Source organism: Actinacidiphila sp. bgisy167, from assembly GCF_057707665.1.
Map to the genome: position 1 here is coordinate 1 of NZ_JBYIQP010000038.1, position 23,164 is coordinate 23,164.

18 protein-coding genes are annotated in these 23,164 nt (G+C 73.1%); 12 read left to right on the top strand and 6 right to left on the bottom strand.

Features of this window, described 5'->3' with window-relative positions; translation table 11 throughout:
* The coding region (locus tag AC3ET4_RS16425) for a M4 family metallopeptidase (RefSeq protein ID WP_431949915.1) at nucleotides 1–2,395 on the top strand (2,395 nt) is incomplete at its 5' end.
* A gap of 50 nt (nucleotides 2,396–2,445) precedes the next feature.
* Here the strand turns inward: AC3ET4_RS16425 and AC3ET4_RS16430 are convergent.
* Nucleotides 2,446–3,375 carry a hypothetical protein gene (locus tag AC3ET4_RS16430; RefSeq protein ID WP_431949917.1) on the bottom strand — a complete coding sequence of 310 codons (930 nt, stop codon included), beginning with the start codon at nucleotides 3,373–3,375 and terminating at the stop codon, nucleotides 2,446–2,448.
* Nucleotides 3,376–3,523: 148 nt separating this feature from the next.
* Between AC3ET4_RS16430 and lepB the strand changes: the two genes are divergently transcribed.
* From lepB to AC3ET4_RS16445, 3 genes are all read left to right on the top strand, one after another.
* A complete protein-coding gene (lepB, locus tag AC3ET4_RS16435) occupies nucleotides 3,524–4,270 on the top strand; it encodes a signal peptidase I (protein ID WP_431949919.1) in 747 nt (248 codons plus the stop codon).
* Between the two features lie 613 nt (nucleotides 4,271–4,883).
* Nucleotides 4,884–6,158, top strand: a complete 1,275-nt coding sequence (locus AC3ET4_RS16440) for a PP2C family protein-serine/threonine phosphatase (RefSeq protein ID WP_431949921.1) — start codon at nucleotides 4,884–4,886, stop codon at nucleotides 6,156–6,158.
* A complete protein-coding gene (locus tag AC3ET4_RS16445; RefSeq protein WP_431949923.1) occupies nucleotides 6,155–7,741 on the top strand; it encodes a SpoIIE family protein phosphatase in 1,587 nt (528 codons plus the stop codon). The genes AC3ET4_RS16440 and AC3ET4_RS16445 overlap by 4 nt, the downstream gene beginning before the upstream one ends.
* Before the next feature lie 117 nt (nucleotides 7,742–7,858).
* On the opposite strand, the gene AC3ET4_RS16450 is transcribed toward AC3ET4_RS16445, so the two are convergent.
* Nucleotides 7,859–11,305 carry a S8 family serine peptidase gene (locus AC3ET4_RS16450; RefSeq protein WP_431949925.1) on the bottom strand — a complete coding sequence of 1,149 codons (3,447 nt, stop codon included), beginning with the start codon at nucleotides 11,303–11,305 and terminating at the stop codon, nucleotides 7,859–7,861.
* 166 nt (nucleotides 11,306–11,471) lie between these two features.
* Between AC3ET4_RS16450 and AC3ET4_RS16455 the strand changes: the two genes are divergently transcribed.
* The gene (locus AC3ET4_RS16455) at nucleotides 11,472–12,467 is read left to right on the top strand and encodes a helix-turn-helix transcriptional regulator (RefSeq protein ID WP_431949927.1); all 996 of its coding nucleotides are present in this window, start codon (nucleotides 11,472–11,474) and stop codon (nucleotides 12,465–12,467) included.
* 282 nt (nucleotides 12,468–12,749) lie between these two features.
* On the opposite strand, the gene AC3ET4_RS16460 is transcribed toward AC3ET4_RS16455, so the two are convergent.
* On the bottom strand, nucleotides 12,750–13,628 hold the full coding sequence (locus tag AC3ET4_RS16460; protein ID WP_431949929.1) for a DMT family transporter: 879 nt from the start codon (nucleotides 13,626–13,628) through the stop codon (nucleotides 12,750–12,752).
* 134 nt (nucleotides 13,629–13,762) lie between these two features.
* Here AC3ET4_RS16460 and AC3ET4_RS16465 point away from each other — a divergent pair, with 134 nt between their 5' ends.
* Nucleotides 13,763–14,203, top strand: coding sequence for a GNAT family N-acetyltransferase (locus AC3ET4_RS16465; RefSeq protein WP_431949931.1), 441 nt, complete (start codon nucleotides 13,763–13,765; stop codon nucleotides 14,201–14,203).
* A gap of 589 nt (nucleotides 14,204–14,792) precedes the next feature.
* On the opposite strand, the gene AC3ET4_RS16470 is transcribed toward AC3ET4_RS16465, so the two are convergent.
* Entirely contained in the window at nucleotides 14,793–14,996 is a 204-nt protein-coding gene (locus tag AC3ET4_RS16470) for a cold-shock protein (protein ID WP_018557881.1), read from the bottom strand.
* Nucleotides 14,997–15,399: 403 nt separating this feature from the next.
* On the opposite strand from AC3ET4_RS16470, the gene AC3ET4_RS16475 reads away from it, so the two are divergent.
* A complete protein-coding gene (locus AC3ET4_RS16475; RefSeq protein ID WP_431949934.1) occupies nucleotides 15,400–16,335 on the top strand; it encodes a Ppx/GppA phosphatase family protein in 936 nt (311 codons plus the stop codon).
* On the opposite strand, the gene AC3ET4_RS16480 is transcribed toward AC3ET4_RS16475, so the two are convergent.
* Nucleotides 16,300–17,547 (bottom strand): PP2C family protein-serine/threonine phosphatase, encoded by a 1,248-nt coding sequence (locus AC3ET4_RS16480; RefSeq protein ID WP_431949936.1) that lies wholly within the window; start codon nucleotides 17,545–17,547, stop codon nucleotides 16,300–16,302. The genes AC3ET4_RS16475 and AC3ET4_RS16480 overlap by 36 nt on opposite strands.
* Nucleotides 17,544–19,265, bottom strand: coding sequence for a sensor histidine kinase (locus AC3ET4_RS16485; RefSeq protein ID WP_431949938.1), 1,722 nt, complete (start codon nucleotides 19,263–19,265; stop codon nucleotides 17,544–17,546). Before AC3ET4_RS16485 ends, AC3ET4_RS16480 begins: the two co-directional genes overlap by 4 nt.
* A gap of 119 nt (nucleotides 19,266–19,384) precedes the next feature.
* Between AC3ET4_RS16485 and AC3ET4_RS16490 the strand changes: the two genes are divergently transcribed.
* From AC3ET4_RS16490 to AC3ET4_RS16510, 5 genes are all read left to right on the top strand, one after another.
* On the top strand, nucleotides 19,385–19,768 hold the full coding sequence (locus AC3ET4_RS16490; protein ID WP_431949940.1) for a hypothetical protein: 384 nt from the start codon (nucleotides 19,385–19,387) through the stop codon (nucleotides 19,766–19,768).
* A complete protein-coding gene (locus AC3ET4_RS16495; protein WP_431949942.1) occupies nucleotides 19,768–20,199 on the top strand; it encodes a response regulator in 432 nt (143 codons plus the stop codon). Before AC3ET4_RS16490 ends, AC3ET4_RS16495 begins: the two co-directional genes overlap by 1 nt.
* Before the next feature lie 106 nt (nucleotides 20,200–20,305).
* Nucleotides 20,306–20,764 (top strand): ATP-binding protein, encoded by a 459-nt coding sequence (locus AC3ET4_RS16500; protein ID WP_431949944.1) that lies wholly within the window; start codon nucleotides 20,306–20,308, stop codon nucleotides 20,762–20,764.
* Nucleotides 20,765–21,142: 378 nt separating this feature from the next.
* Complete coding sequence (locus AC3ET4_RS16505; protein WP_431949946.1) at nucleotides 21,143–21,709, top strand: NADPH-dependent FMN reductase; 567 nt, start codon at nucleotides 21,143–21,145, stop codon at nucleotides 21,707–21,709.
* A gap of 163 nt (nucleotides 21,710–21,872) precedes the next feature.
* Nucleotides 21,873–23,096: a PP2C family protein-serine/threonine phosphatase gene (locus AC3ET4_RS16510; protein ID WP_431949948.1), complete on the top strand. Its 1,224-nt coding sequence runs from the start codon at nucleotides 21,873–21,875 to the stop codon at nucleotides 23,094–23,096.
* Nucleotides 23,097–23,164 lie beyond the last annotated feature (68 nt).

Consider the following 23,164-nt stretch of genomic DNA (forward strand, 5'->3'; position numbering starts at 1 on the left):
GGCAGTGCAGCGTGCCGTGCACCAGGTGGAGACCGCCCTCGCCCGCGGGCCGCGTGTCGGCGGCGGGGCCGCCCCGTCCCGCTCCGCGGCCGGGCCCGGCCTGTCCGGCACCGACCGCGGGCTGACCGTGCTGCCGCTCGGTGACGGCCTGCTGGCGCGCCACGTCACGGTGCGCGGCACCGACCCTGCCACCGGCGCCCCGGTGGCGCAGGAGGTCTACGTCGACGCCGCCACCGGCATCGTCCGCTTCCAGTCGGGAGCGCTGCGCACCCTGACGGCCGCGGCGCCCACCAGGCGCGGGGCGGCGAGCAGCACTCCGGAGCGAGGCAAGGCCCCCACCACTCCGGCGAGCGGTTCCACAGGCGTCACCGGCAGCGGGATCCTGCTCAACGGCGCCACCGTGCCGCTGAACCTCACCAAGGACACCGCCACCGGCGGCTACCTGCTGCGCGACAGCGCGCACATGGCCGACAGCAAGGCGCACAACGTCATCCAGACCTGGGACGCCTCCAGCCTGTGGTGGGTGGACCTCGACGGCGAGTGGCCGGCGGGGGTGGTGCCGTTCGCCTCGCCCACCACGAAGGTTCCGCAGGAGCTGACCGACAACGGGGCGGTCGACGCCCACTGGGCGGCCGGCAAGGTCTACGAGTACTACCGCGGCACCTTCCAGCGCGACAGCCTCGACGGCAAGGGCATGGCCATCAACTCGCTCGTCGGCGTCACCGATGTGCTCGGCTTCCCCTGGGTCAACGCCTTCTGGGACGGCAGCAAGATGGTCTACGGCACCGGTGACAGCGAGTACCGCTCGCTCTCCTCGGACCCGGACGTCGTCGGCCACGAGATGACCCACGGCGTCGTCGAGCACACCGCCGACCTCGTCTACTCGGGCCAGTCCGGCGCCATGAACGAGGCCATCGCCGACTACTTCGGCAACGCCATCGACATCACCGTCAGCGGCACCCCCATGAGCGACCCCGAGGCGGGCCTGATCGGCGGCGACCTCTGCCGCACCCTGGCGCCGAAGGACTGCGCCCTCCGCGACCTCAACGACGGCGCGGACACCGGCGACTTCGTCAGCATGCCGCTCGGGCCGCTCAACGACCAGGGAGGCGTGCACCTCAACTCCACCATCTTCGGCGGCGCGCTGTGGGACATCCGCGAGGCCCTGGGCGGCGAACTCGCCGACCAGATCGTCTACAAGGCGCTCACCTCCTACCTCACCCCTCTCGACGGTTTCACCGAGGGCCGTGACGCGGTCCTCGCCGCCGCCAAGTCGCTGCACGTCAAGGGCGACCGCATGGAGCAGGTGAAGAAGGCCTTCGACACCCACGGCATCGTCCCCGACTGGGAGAAGAGCCTCGGCCTGGACAGCGACCTGCTGCTCGACCGGCTCGGCACGATGGAGGTCTACTACGCCAACGACATCAGCCCCGCCACCGGCGGCGACTGGTGGGTGGTCCCCCGCTCCAGCGCCGACAGCACGGCCCCGTACTCGATGTGGGCCGGCCGCATCGACGGCAAGGGCAAGGCCCGCCGGATCTCCCCGGAGGACGGGCGCTACCACTTCAGCCCCGTCACCGACGGCAAGCGCGTGGTGTGGGTGGCCGTCGGCGACACCTTCGACCTCATGTCCGCCCCCGTGACCGGTGGCCCGGCGAAGCTGCTCTACCGCACGTCCCGCTCGATCGGCAGCCTGAGCATGGACGGCGACACGGTCGCCTGGTACGAGAACGAGGACGAGGGCCGCACCTCCCTTCGCTACCTCAAGGGTTCGGACCCCACACCGCACACCATCCCGCAGAACCGTCCCGACGTGGCCGCGGTCACCGACTTCGCCCGGGCCGAGTCGCCCTCCGTGAAGGACGGGCGCATCGCGTACATGGTCAGCGGCTGGTGGGGCGACGACAACCAGCAGAGCCGCGCCGTCGTCGACGTGTACGACACGCGAACGGGCACGACCTCCTTCGGCACCCCGATCCGCACCGTGGGGTTCAGCAAGCCCGTGGCGACCGCTTCCGGCGTGTACTGGCTCGCCGACTCGAACGTCTACGACGAGGGTCAGGCGGCGCTGCGCAGGAGCGACCTCGACGGCTCGCACGTCGAGGACGTCATCCCGGAGACCTCGTCCGCGTTGCTCGGGGTCTCGGACCTGACCGCGTCGGACACCGCCGTCACCGTGGAGGTCTCCCCGCTGGCCCGGACCGACGTTCCCTACCTCAACACCAAGCAGTACCAGTTCACGTCCAAGGGGACCCCGCTCGGCCGCGTCTCGTGCGGTGCGGGCCGCCAGACGTTCGCCGTCGCCGGCACCGGCAACCGTGTGCTGTGGCTGGACACGACCACCACGTCCTTCGACCTGGTGACCCGTGCCCGGCCGGCGGGCGACTGCCGCTGACCTCCGCCGGGTGAACCGGGGCCGGGCCCCGGTTCACCCGGCACCGGTCGTCAGCGCGGCATCGGCAGCTCCACCAGAGCGGCGAGTTCGGCGCGGGTCGCCGGCCGGAGCGTGGACAGGACCTGGCGTGCGGCCGGGAGCTGGGCCTCGCCGGCTCCCCGCAGGGTGACGGTGCAGACCAACCCCCCACGTAACAACCGCTGTTCACGACGGGGGCGGTCGCCGCCGTAGGCGATCAGCAGGCGGCCGCCCCCGTCGTCGCGGCAGTGGATCTCCTGGCCGAACGGAACGGGGCAGCCGCGCGCGTCCACGCGCCGGGTGCCCGGCCCGGCGCGTTCGACATGGAGGCCCAGGGCCGGGACGTGCGGGCTCTCGTAGTGGGCGCCGAAGCCGTCGCGGCTCGCTCCCCCGACCAGCAGGGTGTAGCCGGTGGGCGGGTCGCCGACGCGCAGCAGCGCGCCGTCCACGCCGTTGGCGCTCAGCCACGCGTCGAGGGTGGGCGGACGGGTCGCGTCCCAGGCGGCGTATCCCCCGCCGGCCACAAGAACGACGGCCGCGGCGGTCGTGGCGAGCCGGGCCCTGGCCCCGGGCAGGAAGAACCCGGCGGCAAGCGCGTGACAGGTCCCTCCGACGGGGAGCAGCACGAGCCGGCCCGCGCCGCCGCCGACATGGTGCAGCAGTACCGCCGCAGCGAGCGCCCCGGCGGTGCCGGACAGGTACACCACCGCCGTCCAGCCCCACAGGCCCCCCGCCCGGCGGGTGGCCGGCACGACGGTGCGCGCGGCGCGGCCCAGGGTGGCGAGGAACGCCGAGGCCAGTGCCGCCGTGCCGGCCGCCGCGGCGCCCTGGACGGCCACCGGCCCGTCGAGGAACAGCACGAGGACCAGCACCGGCAGCTGCACGGCGGTCAGGGCGCAGCCCGCCGTCCAGACAGCGGCCAGATGCGCACCGACGGCGGTGGCGTCGTTCTTCCGGATCACGTCCGTTGATCACGCGGGGGCGGGTGCTCACGGTTCCACCCCCGGCGGTCCAGGCCGTCGGCCGCCGGAAGCGGAAGCGGGAACTCCTGATCGTTTGCTGTACGGGCCCGCACCGCGCCCTCGCACCGACACTTCGAAGGAGCAAGTCATGACCGCTGGAGAGGACGGCCGGACCCGTGTCCGCGACGCCGGCGACGACGGGCCGCAGAAGCCCGCCCGGCGCACACGCGGCCGCGGCACCCGCGCGCAGCGTCCCTGGTGGCAGGAGTTGCCGCTCCTCGTGCTCCTGGCACTGGTCATGGCCCTGGGCATCAAGACTTTCCTCGTGCAGGCCTTCTCCATCCCTTCGGGTTCGATGCAGAACACCCTCCAGGTAGGAGACCGGGTCCTGGTCGACAAACTCACCCCGTGGTTCGGGGCGAAGCCGCATCGCGGCGAGGTGGTCGTCTTCCGCGATCCCGGCGGCTGGCTGGGCGACCAGCCGCAGCAGACCGGCCGCAACGTCATCACGCAGGCTCTTTCGTTCGTCGGGCTGGCGCCCTCCGCCGACGAGCAGGACCTCATCAAGCGGGTGATCGCGGTCGGCGGGGACACCGTGGACTGCGAGCGCGGCAAGCCGGTCGCGGTGAACGGGAAGCCGCTGGACGAGCCGTACATCTACCCGGGCGCCACTCCCTGCGACGACAACCCGGTCGGGCAGGTCACCGTCCCCGCGGACCACCTGTGGGTGATGGGCGACCACCGCAACGCGTCGGAGGATTCGCGTGCCCACGTCCGCCAGCCCGGCGGGGGCTTCGTGCCGGTGGACGACGTGGTCGGCCGGGCCGTCGTCATCGCCTGGCCGATGCCGCGCTGGTCCACGCTGCCGGTGCCCGCGACCTTCGACCGGTTGTGATCCCGGGGCGGCTCCGCAGCGGGGCGCGGGCTGCCGGTCGCGGTCCGGCGATCCGCCGCGGGGCGGCTGTCCCACGTCGGTGCCGGAACCGGTTCTCACCCCGCTGGGCGCCCCGGTCCAGGCGCCGTGCCGGATCGCCGCCTTCCCGAGACGACCGACCGTCGTGTCCCGGCGCCGACCGGAACGCCTTGACGCCGCCGCACCTCGGTCGCAGAGTGGATACCGCATTGCGGCAGTGGTTTCCACGATGCGACACGTAAGGACGGTGGAGCCATGATCCAGACGAATCCGCGCGCCCACAAAAGCCCGGGCGCATCCGGTACCGGCTCCGCTTCCGCTTTCCCGGCGGCCGGCCGTCGACAGTGCCCCGCCTGCCGGCGGCTTCCGGTGTTACCGCCCAGCGCGACGGTTCCGCGACGGCGGCCGGTTCCCCGGCCCTCGGATACGGGCCGCATCCGAACATTCCGGCCGACCGGCCGGTCCCCCCACCGGGCCGGGTGACATCCCGTCCGTCCGCAGGTGCGTGGTCGCGCGTTCCCGCCGTGCCGGAGGGCGCACGCGCACCGTACGCGTGACGTCCGCGCACGCGTACGAACCACCCGCAGGACCCTTCATGAAACTCTTCTCTCCCCCCGTCCCGGCGGCCGGCCGGGCGACGCGCCGCCTCGCCCCCTCCGGCGCGCGCCGCGCCGGAGGACACGGGAGGCACCCGCGGCATGCCGTCCGGGCAGGCGAACACGTCCCGAGGGCGGGCGTCCGCATCCAGATGTCCCTGCCGGGCGGGCTGATCGCGGCGATCACCCTGGCCGGGGCGCTGGCGCCGGTGGCCATCCATCTGTCCCCGCTCCTGGTCGCCGCCCCGACATGCACGGCCGCGTTCGCCCGTGCCCGGTTCACCGCGTGCGTCGCCCTCATCGCCAGCGGCGCGGTCCTGCTCGTCGACCGCCACGACGGGCTGTGGCACACGCCCATCATGCCCATCCACATCGGCTCGGTGCTCGCGGTCTCCGCCTTCGTCATCGCCGCACGCACCTTGCACGACCGCGACCTGGCGGAGCTCAACGAGGTGCGGGCGGTGTCCGAGGCCGCCCAAAGGGTGCTGCTGCGGCCGATCCCGCCGCGCATGGGTCCCCTGCGGGTCGCCTCCGTCTACCGCGCGGCCGCCGCGCACGCCCTGGTGGGCGGGGACCTCTTCGGCGCCGCCCGCACCGACCACGCGACGAGGTTTCTGATCGGTGACGTCCGCGGCAAGGGGCTGCCGGCCGTGGAGGACGCCTCCGCGTTGCTGGGCGCCTTCCGCGAGGCCGCCCACCACCACACCACCTTGCCGGGCCTGGCGGCGACGTTGGAGCGCAGCATCCAGAGGCACTTGGCCGAGCTCGACGAGGCGGGACCCGAGGCGGGCCCCGAGGCGGCTGAACGCTTCATCACCGCCCTCCTGGTGGAAGTGCCCGACACCACGGGCGTCCTGCGGATCGTCAGCTGCGGGCACCCGCTTCCGCTGGTCCGGCATGCCGGACGGATCACCTCTCTCGAGGCGGACCGGCCCTCGCCGCCCTTCGGCCTGGCCGGCGACTCCCCGGACGACTTCCACATGGACACCTTCGCCTTCGGTGCCGGCGACACTCTCCTCCTCTACACCGACGGCGCCATCGAAGCCCGGGACGACTCGGGCGACTTCTACCCCTTCCACGAACGGGCCGGCACCTGGAACTGGGACAGGCCGGACGAGTTGCTGCGCCATGTCAGTGGTGACCTGGACGCCCACACCGGGCAGCGCCTCGACGACGACCTGGCGATGATGGCGGTGCAGCGACCGGCGCCGGCGGGTGCCGGACAGGATCCGCCCGCCCCCCGGTCGCCCCACCCGTCGGAGGCCGCACCATGATCGGCGAACGTACCGCAGTGCCGCAGGGACGTATCGGCCACGGCAGGGAGCCGGGGGGCGCACTCGTACTCCGCCGCCTGTGGAGCCCCGGCCCCGTGCTGCTGCTGTGCTACCTCGGCGCGGTGTGCGCGGTCCAGTTGGAGGCGTCGGCGGGAGGCCTGCGCTGGGCGCCATACTCGGCGTTCGCGCCCCTCGCGGCCGCCACGGTGCTGCCGGTCAGGCGCACCTTCGCCATCGGCGTCGCCACGCTCGCTGCCAGCGTGGCGATCTACGGCTTCGTGATCGGCGGGGTGTCGGTGGGCGGCCGGACCGTCGTCATCATGGCCGCCGCGCTCTCCTTCGCCGCGAGCGTCGTGCTGTGCCGGGCCCGGCTGCGTCTGCAGCAACGGCAGTGCCCGGCGCCCGGCACGTGCGTCCCGGCACCCGTCACGGCTGCGGCGGTCCCCTCGCCCGCCGGAAGCGACCGCTCCCACCCCCAGCGCTGCGATTCCGCCCCTTCGGCCCCCGACGGCCTGCTGGTGACGTCCCTGCCGGGATCGGGGGCGGTGGAGGCCGTCGGCCGCTACGTGCCGGCGTGCGATCACACGGGGTCCAGCGCCCACTGGCTCGACGCGATCCCACTGCCCGGCGCCCGGGTCGCCCTCGTGGCGGGATCGGTGTCCGAGGACAGCGGGACGGCGGCGAGCGCGGACAGCGGGACGGCGGCGAGCGCGGCGGCCACCGGGCTGCGGGCCGCGGTGCGCACCCTGGCAGACATCGACCTCCAGCCGGACGAACTGCTGACCCACCTCGACGACGTGCTCGGTCGGCTCCGGCCCGAGGGGAGACAGGTCAGCGCCGCCTGCCTGTACGCGGTCTACGACCCGGTGTCCGGCCGGTGCTCGCTCTCCACGGCCGGGCACCCCGCACCCCTCGCCGTCACCCCCGACGGCACGGTGGTGGACCTCGAGCTTCCGCCGTCCCGGCCCTTGGGCATGGCACGGCCGTCCGCCGAAGCCACCGAGGTGGAGTTCCCCACGGGCAGTGTCCTGCTCGTGCGCACCGGTTCCCCCGTCGGTGAGCCGGCCGACGAGACGGTCCTCGGCGCGCTCGCCCGTACCGGGGAGCACGGCCGCTCCCTGGACGACGTGTGCCGTGCCGTCCTGCGCGCCCTGCCGCGGGCCGACCGGCCCTGCGCCGCGGTCCTCGCCGCCCGCACCCGCACGTTCGGCAGCGACGCCGTCGCCACCTGGGATCTGGCGCACGACCCCGCCGCCGTCTCCCACGCGCGCGCCCACGTGGCGGCCAAGCTCGCCGACTGGGGCCTCGCGGATGCGACGCAGTCGACCCAGCTGATCGCCAGCGAACTCGTCACCAACGCCATCCGCCACGCCGTTCCGCCGTTCCGGCTGCGCCTCATCCGGCATGACGCCATGCTGACCTGCGAGGTCTCCGACAGCAGCAGCACCACCCCGCATCTGCGCCGGGCCCGCACCTTCGACGAGAGCGGCCGGGGGCTGTTCATCGTCGCCCAGCTGACCCAGCGCTGGGGCTGCCGCCACAGCGGGACGGGCAAGACCATCTGGGGCGAACAGCCCTGCTGACCGGTCCGCCGGCGCCCCCCGGTCCCGGCCGGCCCGGCTTTCGGCGGCTCCCGAACGGAGCGGTCCCGCGCCCGGGGAATCCGGGCGCGGGACCGTGGAGTCAGCCGTCCGCGCGGCTCACTTGCGCACGGTGAACTCGCCCGTCAGCGCACCCAGGGCGACGCTGTACGTCCCGGGCGTGTCGCGGCGCACGGTGAAGTCCACACGGATGTCCTTACCGGAGGGGACCTGCACGGCACGGCGCTCCTCGACCTCGCCGCCGACCAGGAGCACGGCCTGGTAGGTCCCGGCCCGCTCGCCGACGTTCTTCACGTGGACGGAGACGCGCACCTTCTTGTCCGGCCGGGCGCTGTCCGGGGTGACCGACAGGTCGCTCGGCGCGAACACCGGCTCGGGGCCCGGGGTCCGGTCGTGGACGAAGACGTCGTAGCGGCGGTTGGTGTCGCCCTCGACGAGGTTCGTCGCGCCGCTCTCGAAGGCCACGTACCGGCCGTCCCCGCTGAGGGAGGGGAAGTCGGACGCGGCGTCGCCCTGCACGCCGTCCACGCCGGTCGACACGCGCTCGGTCGTGCCGGCCGTGCGGTCGCGGACGAAGACGTCCGCCTGCCCGTTGGTGTCGTCGGGCACCAGGTTGCTCGCGTAGCTGTAGAAGGCGACCTTGCTGCCGTCGTCGCTCAGCGCCGGTGCGAAGGCCCAGTTGTCGGGCTGGGACCCCGAGCCGACGGAGACCTGCTCGGTGGCACCGGTGCGAAGGTCGTGCGCGAACAGCTGCCAGTTGTTGGTGAAGGCCACGACCTGGCCGTCCGCGCTGATGACGGGGCCGCTGTTCTCCCCGGGCTGCGGACCGGGCACCAGGGTGGTGGTGCCGGTCTGCCGGTCGTGGACGAAGACGTCGAGCTCACCGTCGGTGTCGCCGGGCACCAGGTTGCTCGCGGCGCTCTGGAAGGCGACGTACCGGCCGTCGGCGCTGACCGACTGCTCCCTGGAGGGGCCGTCGCCGGGGCTGCCGTCGGGGGCCTGCGAGATCCGGCTGGTGGTGCCGGTCTGCCGGTCGCGGATGAAAACGTCGGTGGTGTTGTTGGTGTCGCCGGGCACCAGGTTGTCGGCGTCGCTGATGAACACCGCGTAGCGTCCGTCGGCGCTGAGGGAGGGCGAGGAGGACAGGCCGTTGCCCTGGGTGCCGTCGGAGGCCACGGACACCCGCTCGGTCGTGCCCGTCCCGCGGTCGTGCACGAAGCTGTCGGTCTGCTCGTTGGTGTCGCCGGGCACCAGGTTGGTGGCGCCGCTGTTGAAACCGACGAAGCGGCCGTCGGAGCTGAGCGAGGGCGTCAGCGAGAAGCTGTCGGCCTGGGTGCCGTCGGAGGCGACGGACACCCGCTCGGTCTGGCCGGTGCGCCGGTCGGCGACGAAGATGTCGAGCTCGCCGTTGGTGTCGCCCGGAACGAAGTTGGAGGCCGGGCTGGCGAACGCCACCGCGGATCCGTCGGCGCTCATCCTGGGCCACCAGGCCTCGTGGTTGGCCTGCTCGCCCTCGGAGGTCAGCGACACACGCGCGGTCGCGGACGGCCGGGGCAGTCGCAGGTCGGCCGTGGTCTGTGGCCCCTTCTCCCGGACGGTGACCGGTACGGGCTTGGAGCGCGAGATACCGGCCGCGTTCGCGCCCACCTCGTAGTCGCCGACGGGCACGTCGCGGATGGTGTAGCGGCCCTCGCGGTCGGTCGTCGCCTTCAGCGGGTCGGGGACGTCGAGGACGGCGACCGTCGCCCCGGGCACCGTGGAGCCCGTCGGGCCGAAGGTGACCCGGCCGGTGATCGTCCCGCGGCCGGTGGGGGCGAGCTTGAGGGAAACGTCGGTGAAGCGGTCGGTGCTCACCCGCTCGGTGGCCTTCTGCTCCACGTAGCCGAAGCGGGTCAGCCGCAGTTCGTGCGTGCCTGCCGCGAGGCGCATCTCGAAACGGCCGTCGGCGTCGGTGGTGACGGTGCGTCCGTTCTCACGCGCGACGGTGACGCCGGCCAGCGGGCGGCCGCTCTTGGCGTCCTTCACCGTGCCCCGCACACCGCTGGTCAGTGCCGCCTCGTGCACCGCGGCGTAGGCGTCGATGCGGCCCCAGCCGTACCGCGGGTTCGGGCGTGCGCCGTAGCGCTGGTCGAAGAAGGAGGTGCCGGTGAGGATCGCGAGGGCGTCGTCCACGGTGAGGTCCGGACGTGCCTGGAGCATCAGCGCGACTGTGCCGGACACGTGCGGCGTGGCCATGGACGTGCCGTCGAGCACCCCGTACTCGCCGCCCGGGAAGGCGGAGAGGATGTCGACGCCGGGGGCGGAGACGTTGGGCACGACGTACGACTGCGGCCAATCGGCGGGCGCGTCGATCCAGTCGGTGCGGTCGACGACCTCGCCGCAGGAGAAATCGGCCACGTCGTCGGCCTCGTCGGTGGCGCCGACGGACACGGCCTCGTAGACGTTCCCGGGACTCGCGGAGCCGGCGGCGCAGTCGTTGCCGATGGCGAACGCGGGGAAGACCCCGGCACGGCGCAGGTTGCGGGTGATGTCGATGAACTCGTCCGAGTAGCCCTCGGACCCGAGGGACATGCTGACGACGTCGGCGGGTTCACCGGCGGGCTTCCCGTCCGCGTCGTACGGGGACATCGCCCACTGCATGCCCGCGATCACCTGGGCGAGCGAGCCGTGACCGCCGGGGATGACCAGTCCGGCCATCAGCTCGGCGTCCGGTGCGACGCCGATCGCGGTGCCCGAGGCGTCGCCGCCGGCGATGGTGCCGGCGACGTGGGTGCCGTGGTAGGCACTGTCGTGGGGCAGGGAGGGAACGGGCTCACCGTCCTCGCCGAACTCCAGCCAGCCACCCGGGTGCGCGGGATCTGTGGCGTCGTCGGTGGCGAGCTTCCCGGCCAGGTCGGGGTGGCTGATGTCGACGCCGGTGTCCAGGACGGCGACGCGGACGCCCTCGCCCGTGGGCCCCTGCTCGGCGCGCAGCTTGTCGACGCCGATCTTCGTCAGGCCCCAGGTGCTCGCCCCCGCTGCGGCGGCGCGGGCGGCCTTGACGTCCTTCTCGACCTCGACGGGGGGCGCCTCGAGCGTGAAGTTGGGGATGATGTGGTCGACCGGTGCGAGGTCGGCCAGTTCCTGGAGGGTCTGCGGCCGGACCTTGACCAGCAGCATGTTCTTCAGCCAGAAGGTGTTGAGCACCTTGTCGCCGCGCGCTTCGACGAGGTCCACGACCGGGGACTGCACGGACCGCGCGCTGCGCTCCAGTCGGGCCCTGGCCTCGCCCGGGTCATCTCCCTGCTCGGTGAGCGCGGCGGAGCCGTCGCGGAGCACCACCGCGGCCTCGACACGGCCGTCGCCCCGCGCCTCGGCCGCGTCCATCCTGCTCAGCAGCGCCGGGTCGATCTTCTGCCGCCCGGTCGGGGACGGCGCCGACGTCGCCTCGCCGCTCTCCTGCGCCGCGGCCGGAAGGGCGGTCAGCAGCAGCGTGCATATCCCGAGTGCCGGCAGCCACGCTCGGTGGCGGCGGTCCCGGAGTAGGCGGGGAACAGGCAGCGGCATGGGCGCTCCTTCGTGCGACGTGTGTCCACGTCAAGAGGATTGACGACGTACCGCGGGGAACGCTGACATCCGGTTGACCGGGCTGACAAGATGATCAGGAGGCGACTTCCCGTCAGGTGACGGGAGTACGACACGTGAAGACAGCGCGAAGGCGGACGACAGGACCATGCTCGAACCCATCGGCCTGAGCCGGCAGGACGAAACGGTGTACGAGGTCCTCGTGCGCCGGGTGCACGCCACGGTGGCGGAGTTGGCGCTCGACAGCCAGCTGCCCGTACCCGCGACGCGCCGCAGTGTGCGGTCGCTGGTCTCCCTCGGCCTCGCCGTGCGCTCCACCGGACGCCCCGTCACCTATGCCGCGGTCTCTCCCGACAGCGCGCTGGAGGCCGTGCTGCGCGAGAGGGAAAGGGCGTTGCACGACGTCCGGTCCCACATCTCCGGCCTGATGGACCTGTACCGCGCCGCGACACGTTTCGTGAACCCCGGCGAGCTGGTCGAGGTCGTCTCGGGACGGGACGACGTCAACCGCCGCTGGGCGCAGCTCCAGCAGAGCACGCGCACACAGGTGCGGGGGTTCGACCGGCCGCCGTACGCCACCGTCGAGGAGCACACCCAACCCAACCCGGTCGAGCTCGAACTGCTCAAACGCGGCGTCGCCTACCGCGTCATCTACGACAGCACCGTGCTCACCCTGCCCGGCTGGCTCGCGAACGTCACGATCGGCATCCAGCACGGGGAGCAGGCCCGGGTGGCGTCCGACCTGCCGATGAAGCTGGCCGTCTTCGACGACCGCATCGCCATCATCCCCCTGCTGCGCCCGGGCGACAACACCTTGACGGCGTCCTATGTGATCCACCCCTCGCCCCTGCTCGACGCGCTCGTCGCCCTCTTCGAGACGTTGTGGGAGCGCAGCATGCAGGTGCGTCTGCCCGCGCACGGCGGGTCCCTGGGCAGCCTCGAACAGACCGGGGACGAACTCAGCGCCGAGGAGGCGAAACTGCTGACGCTGCTCGCGGCGGGCGCCACCGACAAGTCCGCGGGCCGCGCCCTGGGCTGGAGCGAACGGACCGTCCAGCGTCATGTCACCCGGCTCATGCAGCGCTTCGGCGCCCAGACCCGGTTCCAGATAGCGATGGAGGCCACCCGCCGCGGGTGGATCTGAATTCCTTCGCCGCCGCACACCGCCCGGCGGCGCTCGACGGGGCGCGTCCGGCGCCACCAGCCTGCGCTCCCAAGGGAACCCGCACCACGACGTAGGCACCCGCCACCACAAAGCGACGCCCCCGGCAGCCTGTGCGACAGCCACCAGCCGCCCCGCGACTGCGTCCGCCCGTGCACGGCAGGTCCCCTGACAGCCCTGAACCGACCGCGGACGAAGTCAGCGCCCAGGAGGCGACACCGCCGACGCCGCGCGAGGCAGGTGGATCAGGCCACCCGGCGCCGCTCAGCGGGGCGCGTCCGGCGCCACCAGCGTGCGCACCAAGGGGACCCGCACCACGACGAAGGCACCCGCCACCACAAGCGACGCCCCCAGCAGCATGGGCAGTACCCACCAGCCTCCCCGCAGCCGCTCCTCGAACACGGCCACACCGAGCGCGAGGCTCACGGTCGCGTCCCCCAGCGTCAGCGCGGGCTGGGAGGCCACCAGGGGCCCGGACTGCATGGCGTTCTCCAGGAGGAAGACGGCCGCGACCCCGACGGCGGCGAAGCCGTACGTCTGCCATGCGGTGAAGAACGCGGCCGCCCCGTCGGTGGCCCACACCTGCGTGGCGTCCTTCATGAGTCCTGCCGTCAGGGCGTAGCAGATGGCCGCCGAGAGACCGAAGCAGGCGGCCCGGGCCCGGCCTGCGGGACGCCGGACCGCGGTGCCGACCAGCGCCAGGACGGCCGCGGCACAGCTGATCAGCGCCAGCACCCACACGCCGATGGACGGCCGGTCAACGCCGCCGCTGGGCGCGGCGGCCCACAGTCCCAGGCCCAGCCCCACCACCAGGGCGGCGACAGCGGCCCAGCCGCGCGGCGGAAGCGGGCGGCGCAGCACCATGCCGCCGATGAACAGGGCGAAGGGCAACTCGAGCACGAACAGCGGCTGGACGAGCGACAGCGCGCCGTTCAGCAGCGCCAGCGCCTGGCACGCGGCTGCCGCGATCACCGCGCCGAACCCGGCCAGCCAGACGGGCTTGCGCAGCAGTTCGCCGATGAGCGCCAGACGCAGCCCCGCAGAGAGCGGAACGGTGCGGGCCGCGTAGCGCTGGAGCACGGTGGCCAGGGCATTGCTGATGGCGGCGAGCAGCGCGAACAGCACGGCAAGGGTGGTGTGCACCAGGGTTCTCCTCCGGGTCCGGGCCCACGCTAACCGCTGCGCTCGCCCATCGGGCCGCACGACGCGTCCGGGCACGGACGGCCTGCGCGACAACCCGGTTGACGCCGCACGCGGCACGGGGTTTTCCTGCTGCGATGCCGATCCTTCGCATCGAACAGCCCCATGACGACGCCATGCTCGAGGACTGGCGGTCCGTCCACAACACCGTCATCCCGACCGGCCCGCTCTCCCTCGACGACGTGCGCGAACGCTCGCACCGCAACCACCTGGAGATCGCCTACCTCGGGGACGCCGTCGTCGGCTGCTCCACCGTGCGGCCGCCCACCGGCGAGGACGCCACGGCCACGGTCATCGCCCGCGTACTGCCCGCCCACCGGGGACAGGGCTACGGGACGCGTCTGTTCACCCGCGGAATGGACAGGGCGCGGGAGATGGGGGCGGCAGTTGTCGAGACGGTCGTCCTGGCGTCGAACTCCGCGGGGCTGCGCTTCGCCGAGGCACAGGGTTTCGTCGAGGTCGAACGGTATGTGCTGCCCGGGGACACCGTCGCGTACGTCACCCTGCGGGTGCCCTGAGCCCACCTCACCCGGGCCCGCTCCACCTGCCCGCCTTGGCGCCGGCACCACTCGGGCGTGGTCCGCCGGAGCGCTGCGGCGCAGGTAGCGCTCCGCCACCTCGTGCAGCCGGCCGCGCCCGAGCTCCGCCCGTGGCCCGGCGAGGAACACCGCGGTGCGCCGGTAGCCGGCACATCGGGCTCCGGCAGGTCGCCGGTGAGGTGGCCGTCACAGACGGCGTCGCCGAAGCTCAGCGCCCTTGTGCGCTGCTCGGTGAAGGCTACGGACCCGGACGTGTGGCCGGGTGGGGCGGAGGACGGCGAGCACACACTCTCCGAGATCGATGCACGCGTCCCCGCTCAGCGTGCGGGTGGGGGCGCGCCACGCTGATGGGCCCGGGATCGCTGATGCCGATGAGGCCGTCGCGCAGGCCGCGCCGGCCGATAAGTGCTCCTGCCGGCTGAGTGTCCTCGTCGCGCACGCCGGGTCGTAAGGGAGCGGGGCGGACACCACCGGAGACGGGGCGGCGCGAAGACGGGGTGGCCGAGCCGTCCCCGGCAGCGGTCTCGAACGCTGCCGTGGACGACCCGGCCACCCCGGTCGCGAACCGTCAGTTGCGGATGATGTTCTCCGCCTGCGGCCCCTTCTGTCCCTGGGTGACGTCGAACGTCACGGCCTCACCCTCGACCAGTTCGCGGTAGCCGTTGCCGGCGATGTTCGAGTAGTGCGCGAACACATCGGGGCCACCTCCGTCCTGTGCGATGAAGCCGAAGCCCTTTTCCGAGTTGAACCACTTCACGACGCCTGTCGCCACCGCGTCCATCCTTCACGTGCCAGCTGAAGAGCCACGCCGACTGCGTGACCCGCGGCCGCCTCCGGTCGGAGACGTCCACGGAGCCCTCTTTACCCGATGCGGGGCGTTTTTACGCCGGGTCTTCGCATCTGTACGCCCACTGCCGCAACGGACCCCGCCGCGGCGCCCGTCAACAGGGCCTTCGTGACGGGGGTCGGCACGGCCGGAAGTGCTCCCCGATGCAGCTCCGGCGGCCCCTCGGGTACCGTGAGCGACCGTGTGCGTTCCGCGACGATCTCGTCGGAGATCCGCCCGTCACCGGGGACGACAGCCGCCCACCGGGGGGGGGAACGGGGAGCGTGCGACGCGGACGACGGGGTGGAGGTACGGATTGAAGACGCAAGGGAAGGTACGCAGAACAGGAGTGCTCGACGTCGGGTGCCACAGTGCCCTGCTCACGGTCGTGGAACGAGGGGACGACTCGCCGCTGGAACCGGTGCTGGCGCGCAAGGTGCGGCTGCGGCTGCACGAGACGCTCGACGCCGCGGGACGCCTCGACAGGTCGGGCGTGCGCAGCGTCCAGCGCGCGGTGGCGCGCACGCTGGCGGCCGACGGGGGGCGTTCGCTGCCCTCGGTGTACGCCTTCGCGACCTCCGTCATCCGGGACGCCCCCAACCGCGACGAGGTCATCGCGCAGGTGGCGCGGACCACCGGGACGCGGCTGCGTGTGCTGCCGGGCGAGGAGGAGGCACGACTGGCCTATGTAGCCGCCCGTCAGTGGGCGGGGCGGGACGGGCGTCCCCTGCTGGTACTGGACATCGGCGGCGGCACGGTGGAGATCGCGGACGGCGCCGGGGAGCAGCCGCGCGCGGTCCACTCGCTCCCCCTCGGGGCCCGCGCCGTCAACCGCCGCATGGACCTCGCGGACGCCGTGACCTCCGGGCGGCGGCTGCGCGAGGTCCGCGAGAGTCTGCGCGCGTCGGTGGGCGAGCTCGGCGGCGCCCTGCCGCGCGCGCCGCGGGACGGTCGGGTGCTGGCCTCGTCGAAGACGTTCACCCAGCTGGCACGGCTCGCGGCGGCCCAAGGCCCCTTGGGCGAGGGTCCCGAACGACTGTCGCTGCGGCAGGTACGGAAGATCGTCCCCCTCCTGGCCGCCAGGGGCCCCGCCGAGCGGGCCAAACTCCCCGGCATCTCACGGCACCGCGCCGGTCAGTCGCTGGCCGGGGCACTGGTGGCCGAGGCCCTGATGGAGATGTGCGGGGTGGACAGCGTGGAGATCTGCCCCTGGTCCACCCGCGAGGGGCTGCTGCTGGAGCGCCTGGAGTCAGCGGCGCCGGCCGTCCACCGCCGCGCCGGCTGACCCGCCGACGGGCCCGGCCGCGCCGTCGGCCGCCGTCGCGTCCCAGTCCAGGCGCAGCACCGCGAGGTCGTCCGTATGGCGTTCCCCGTCGAGGGCGCGGACCTGCCTGATGAGGGCGTCCAGGTGGGCGTCGGGGCCCGTCACCGGGGTGTCGGCCAGCAGGCGCAGCAGCCCCTTCGAGCCGAGCCGTTCGCCGCCGGGGCCCATATGGCCCTCGATGAGGCCGTCGGTGTACAGGGTCAGGGTGCCGCGCTCGGGCAGCTCCAGGACGCTGGCGGGCCAGTGGTCCAGGCCCGGCGCGATGCCGAGGGCGATGCCGTGGGCCGCTTCGGCCGGCTGTGTGGCGCCGCCGGTGGTCAGCAGGGGCTCGTGGTGTCCGGCCAGGTGCACCGTGGCGCGCGAAGCGGCAAGGTCCAGGGTGAGCAGGGCGCACGTGGTGAACATGTCGGGGTGTGAGCGTTCGGCGACGAGGATCCGCTCCAGCAGGCGAAGGAGTTCCATGCCCCGGTGGCCGCCCAGGATCAGCGCGCGCCAGGCGATGCGCAGGCAGACGCCGAGTGCCGCGGCGTCCGGTCCGTGACCGCTGACGTCGCCGATCACGGCGTGCACGCGGCCGTCGTCGGTCTGCACCACGTCGAGGAAGTCGCCCCCCAACAGGGCGCTCTCCCGTCCGGGGAGGTAGCGGCTGGTGGCGGTGACGGCCGGGGTGGTCAGCAGCGGCTGCGGCAGCAGGCCGCGTTCGAGGCGGGCGTTCTCCTGCGCCCGCAGCCTGCCCGCCTGCAGGTCGGCGCCGGCCCGTTCGACCTGCTTGCGCTGGACCGCGTAGCGAACGGCGCGCTGCAGCAGCTCCGGTTCGACCTTGCCCTTGACGAGATAGTCCTGGGCACCGGTGGCGAGGGCCTCGGAACCGGCCTGCCCCTCCGCGAGCCCGGTCAGGACGATGACCGCGGTGCCGGGGTCGGCGCGCTGGATCTCCGCGACGGCGCCGAGGCCCGCGGCGTCGGGCAGGTGCAGATCGAGCAGCACGCAGTCGGCGGCCCGTCGCGACAGCTCGAAGACCGCGTCCGCGAGAGTCTTGTGCCAGACGAGGGTGTACCGCAGGGAGGTGTCCGCGAGCAGTTCGGTGACCAGCAGGGCGTCTCCGGCGTCGTCCTCGACGAGCAGGATCCTGTGGTGCGTGACGGGGGTCAGCGGCGCGGGGTGTGTCGTCACGGCCGGGACTCCCCCGCGCCCGCGTCGGCGCCCGCCGCGTCCGGCACGACCCGGGACCAGGTCCCGGGCTGTGGCTCGGCCCCGGCCCCGGCTTCGGGCTCGGCCCCGGCCCCGGCTTCGGGCTGCTGAGCGGGGAGGGTGAAGACGATGCGCGCACCCGGCCCGTACTCCGGGTCGATGGCGATGTCGCCGCCGTGGAACTCGACGATCTTCTTGCACATGGCGAGCCCGATCCCGTTGCCCGGATAGGCGTCCTTGGTGTGCAGCCGTTGGAAGATCACGAAGACCTTCTCGGCGAACTCCGAGTCGATACCGATGCCGTTGTCCGCTACGGAGAACTGCCACAGATCGCCGTCGCGCCGGGCCGTGACGGAGATGCGCGGCGGGCGCCCGGGATGGCGGAACTTCACCGCGTTGGAGATCAGGTTCTGCCAGAGCATGCCAAGTTGCGTGGCGTCCCCGACGACCGTGGGCAGTGGGTCGCGCCGGATCTCCGCTCCCGCCTCCTCGATGGCGACGCTCAGCACGTCCGCGGTCTGGTCGGCGATCCGGTCGAGGTCCACGGCGGCGTGCTGGTTGTGGACCCGTCCCACCCGGGAGAAGTCCAGCAGGTCGCTGATCAGGGTCTGCATGCGGTTCGCGCCGTCGACGGCGAACGCGATGTACTGGTCGGCCCGCTCGTCCAGCCGGTCCCCGTAGCGGCGCTGCAGGAGCTGGGTGAAGCTCGACACCTTGCGCAGGGGCTCCTGCAGGTCGTGCGAGGCAACGTAGGCGAACTGCTCCAGTTCGGCGTTGGAGCGCCTGAGGTCGGCGGCCTGCTCGTCGAGGAGCCGCCGGGTCCGCTCGGCGGCGGACAGCTCCTCCGCGAGCCTGCGCCGCATGGCCTCCACGTCCAGGCCGAGCCTGCGGAGGTCGGCCGGGCCCGTCGCGGCGATGGGGTGGTCGAAGCGGCCCCGCGTGACATGCCGGACATCGGTGCCCAGCCGTTCCAGCGGCCGGGTGATCCCGCGGCGCAGCCCCTCGAAGACGAGGACGGCCAGCAGCACGATGACCGCGGCGATGGCGGTGAACACCCCGTTGCGCAGCCGCACGGACGCCTCGAGCTGCTCCCCGGCGGTGATCCGGGCCTGCCGCAGGTGCTCCTGCTGGGCGCTGAGGGAGCGGCGGACCCGGTCGAAGGCCGCCCGGCCCTCGCCGGCCCGCTCGGTGGCGAGCGGCACCGGCCGCCCGGGCGTCGCACGGGCGTCGGCGACCGGCTGTGCGATCACCCCCTGCCAGGCGGCGGCCGCGTCTGCGACCTCGTCGAGGTCGGCACGGGCCCGCGGGTCGCCCTGCACGAGCGGGTGCAGCCGGTCCAGGGCGGTCCGTTCGTCCGCCAGACCCTGTGTGTACGGTTCGAGGAACTGCCGTTGCCCACTGAGTCCGTAGCCGCGGATACCGGTCTCCTGGTTCACGAGCGCGGCCTCCAGTCGGATGGCGTTGACCAGGGCAGGGGAGCGCTGGTCCACCAACTGGTCGGTCAACGTCGTACTGCGGTTCAGCGCCCATATGCCGAGCGAGCCGAGGGCCGCGAGCACCGCGAGGGCGACTCCCACGCCCACGCGCAGCCACCGGCGGGTGGTCCACGACGAAAGCCCGCTCCGCCCGTGAGCGCGGTCGGGCGCGTGCGCCGCTTCCGGCCCTCCGGCCGTCTGCACGATCGTCTCGCCCGTAGCCACGCTGTGCGCCCTCCTTGGTTCCCCTGCCCTGCGCCGGGTCCGGCGCCGGCGTATCCACTGTATCGGCCATGCGACAACACTTGTTGTCGTGCCGGGCGGCAGGACCTTAAGGTGGGGGCATGCCTGGCACCCACTTCGCTCCGCGTATGCCGGAGGAGGAACTCGCCGCGCTGACCATCGGCGCGGTCGACGACCTCGTCCGGCGCCTGGCCCGTCGTACCCTCCGTCCCCTCACAGGCCCCGGGGCCGCGGACGACGACGCTGTCGCGGCGCGCGGGGAAGCCCTGGCGTACCTGCACATGCTCAACTTCCTCCACGAGGCGGTGGGGCACTTGGAGAACCTGGCGGCCGAGCAGGCGGCCGCCGCAGGTGCCGGATACCCCCAGATCGGCCGTGCCTGCAACATCAGCCGCCAGGGTGCTCGCCGCCGCTGGCCCGGCCTGGTGACCAGCGACACCCCCCACCGCCCCCCAGGGCGCACCGACCGGACCCGGAGCCGATGATGATGATCGCCCCAGCCCGCCCCTACGACGTGCTGCTGGTCGAGGACGACCCGGCGGACGCGATGCTCATCGGGGACGCCCTCGCCGACCGCGGCGCTCGCAACCTGACCCAGGTCGAGGACGGCCTCGCGGCTCTGGAGTATCTGCGCGACCCGGCCAACCGGCAGCCCGACCTGATCGTGCTCGATCTCAACATGCCGCGCATGAACGGCCACGAGCTGCTGGCGATCCTCAAGAGCGACGAGGAGCTGCGCGCCATCCCCGTGGTGGTGCTCACCACCTCCGCGGCACCCGACGACGTGGCCGGCGCCTACCGGCAGCACGCCAACGCGTACGTCACCAAGCCCGTCAACCTGGACGACTTCGAGCGTGCGGTGCGCAGCATCGACGCCTTCTACCTGGACACCGTCACCAGGCCGCCCCGCCCGTGAGCGCGACTCGGGAGGCGCGCGGGCGTCAGCCGCGGAAATCGGGGTAGACGGACGACTGGCCGCGCCGGAGGGCGACCGGCCGGGACGCTGCACGAAAGGCACCACCATGGAACCGAGGCTGGAGGGCCGAGCCGCCCACCTGGCCGAGTGGCCGAGCATCACCGCGGGATTCGCACACGAGGGTGACTCACAGGCGATTTCCGCGGCGCGGCGCTTCACCGCCGCCTTCCTCGCCCGCGTCCAGGGGGAGCACGGCGTCCCGGTACCGGTCGAGACGGTCGAGACGGCGCAACTGGTCGTGAGTGAGCTGGTCACCAACACCTGCAAGTACGCGCCCGGCCCCGGCCTGCTCGACCTCGAGGTGGACGTCGACAGGGCGACGCTGCTCGTCTCCGTCTGGGACACCAGCAGCGCCCTCCCGCTGGCCCGCGCCGCCGAACCGGGGCGGATCGGCCAGCACGGCCTGGAGATCATCCTCGCGGTCTGCGAGGGGTACGACGTCCAGCGCCAACCCGTCGGCAAACGCATCACGGTCCGCATCTCCCTGGAACCTCGGAACCGCTGAGACCCACGGCGCTCGACATGGCGGGCCCGGCCCCGCCGGGAGCCCATCGAACCGCGGACGCCCGCCCGGCCCCCGCTCCCCGACCTCGGGTGATCGAGATCGACCTCGGCACGGCGCGCCGCCCGTCCCCCTCCCGCCTACCGGCAGGCCCCGTCGCACCCCTCGCCTTCCGCGTCCTCCCGGTGCCCCGGGACCGCTGAGACCACGGCGCACACGCGCCGAGCCACCTCGGTGGGCCCGCCCCGCAGGGGCGCGATCGGGTGAACCCCCGGCCCCGCCGGGTTCACCGGCGGACGCCCATGGAAGGTCCCACAACGGCCCGGTCGCGTGCGGCGACCGTGCCGCCCGTCATCGGAACAGGACCGTCCAGGAGCAGCCATGACCAGGATCGCCGTCATCCTCGGCAGCACCCGCCCCGGACGCCTCGGCGAGGCTGTCGCGCAGTGGGTGTACGAGAACGCCGTGCTGCGCGGCGACGCCGAGTACGAGCTGGTCGACGTCTTCGACTACCAGCTTCCGCTGCTCGACGAGCCCGTGCCGCCCTCCTTGGGCCGGTACAGCCGACCGCACACCCTCGCATGGGCGGAGAAGATCGACTCCTTCGACGGCTACGTCTTCGTGACGGCCGAGTACAACCACTCGATCCCGGGGGCGCTCAAGAACGCCATCGACTACCTCTTCGCCGAGTGGAACAACAAGGCGGCGGGTTTCGTCGCGTACGGCAGCGTCGGCGGCACCCGCGCGGTGGAGCATCTGCGGCTGGTGATGGCGGAGCTGCGGGTGGCCACCGTCCGCGCGCAGGTGGCGCTCTCCCTCTTCCGCGACTTCGCCGACATGAGCCGTTTCGAGCCCGGCCCGCGCCGCGCGGGCGAACTGGCACTCGTCCTCGACGAGGTCCTGTCCTGGAGCCGGGCCCTGGCCCCGCTGCGGCACGCGCCGTCCTGACCCCGGCGCTCGGCCCTGCCCCACGGCTGCGACCGGACACGGCCGGCACGACAGACAGGGACGGCCCCTCAGTAGGGTTCTGCCGTGGACGGACGGCAGGCGGGGGTTGTCCGGCGGCCTCCGGCCTTGGCCGGGTGCGGCCGTCGAGGTGTAAGCAAGAGGTATGCGTTTCCCACGGCGCTCACGCACATCCTGGACCCCGGAGCGGAACCCCGCTCTGATCGCGGTCCCCCTTCTGCTGATCGTTGCCATCGTCGTCAGCGACCTGGTGATCCCCACCGAAGGCCACCTGGGCCCGCTTCTGGTGGTGGCGCCCGCGCTGACCGCATCCTTCGGCAGGCTCAAGCTCACCGCCCTGATCGGGGCGCTGGCGGTGGCGGCGCTCACCGTCGTGTCGGTCGCCGACGGCACCATCACCGCGTCGTACCGGCAGAGCGAGATCATCGCGCTCATCCTCGTCTCGGCCTTCACCGTGCTCTTCGTCGTGCTGCGCGAACGGCACCAGGCCGAACTGCAGCAGGTGCGCTCGGTGGCGGAGGCGGCGCAGCAGGTCGTCCTGCAGCCCCTGCCGGAGCGCATCGGCCCGCTGCGGATCGCCTTCGCCTACCAGGCCGCGGAGGACCAGGCCCGGATCGGCGGCGACCTCTTCGCGGCCGTGCGCACGCCCGGCGGCACCCGGCTGCTCATCGGTGACGTCCGCGGCAAGGGGCTGCCCGCGATCGGCGACGCCTCTCTGCTGCTCGGCGCCTTCCGCAGCGTCGCCTACCGCGCGCCGCCGCTGCGGGCGATGTACGCGCACCTGGAGGCGACGGTGTCCTGGAAGGCCGCGCAGTCCAGTAGTGACGGCGAGCAGGACGACGCGGCGGTCGAGTCGTTCATCACCGCGATCCTGGTGGACTTCCCGGACGACCGGCCCGAGGTCCGCATTCTCAACTGCGGCCACCCTTCCCCGCTGCGGCTGTCCGCCGGCGGCATCGTCCCCCTCGACGCGACCCAGCCCGCACCTCCCATCGGCTTGGGGCTGCTGCAGCCCTCCCACCCGGGCGTGGACATCTTCCCCTTCGCACCCGGCGACGTCCTGCTGCTCTACACCGACGGTGTCACCGAGGCCCGTGACGCCGCCGGCCGCTTCTACCCGCTCGCCGAGCGCGTGGCGTCCTGGGCGGGCCCCGCCGACCCGAAGGGGCTCGTGGGGCACGTGCACGACGACCTCCTCGCCTACTGCGGCGGGCAGCTCGGCGACGACGCGGCTCTGATCACCGTCCGGCGCGAGCCGACGGACATCGGGAGGTACGAATCGCGAGCGGTCGAAGGGTTGTCCGCGCTGTCCAGCGGACCCGAACCCGGGACTTCGCGGGTGCCGCCCCTCCGCTCCGAGCGGGAGTGACCGCCTTCCTCCGCCTGCCCCACGCCGTGTCCCGCCACCGGGCCGCTGCTCTACGCTGGGGCCGCCAC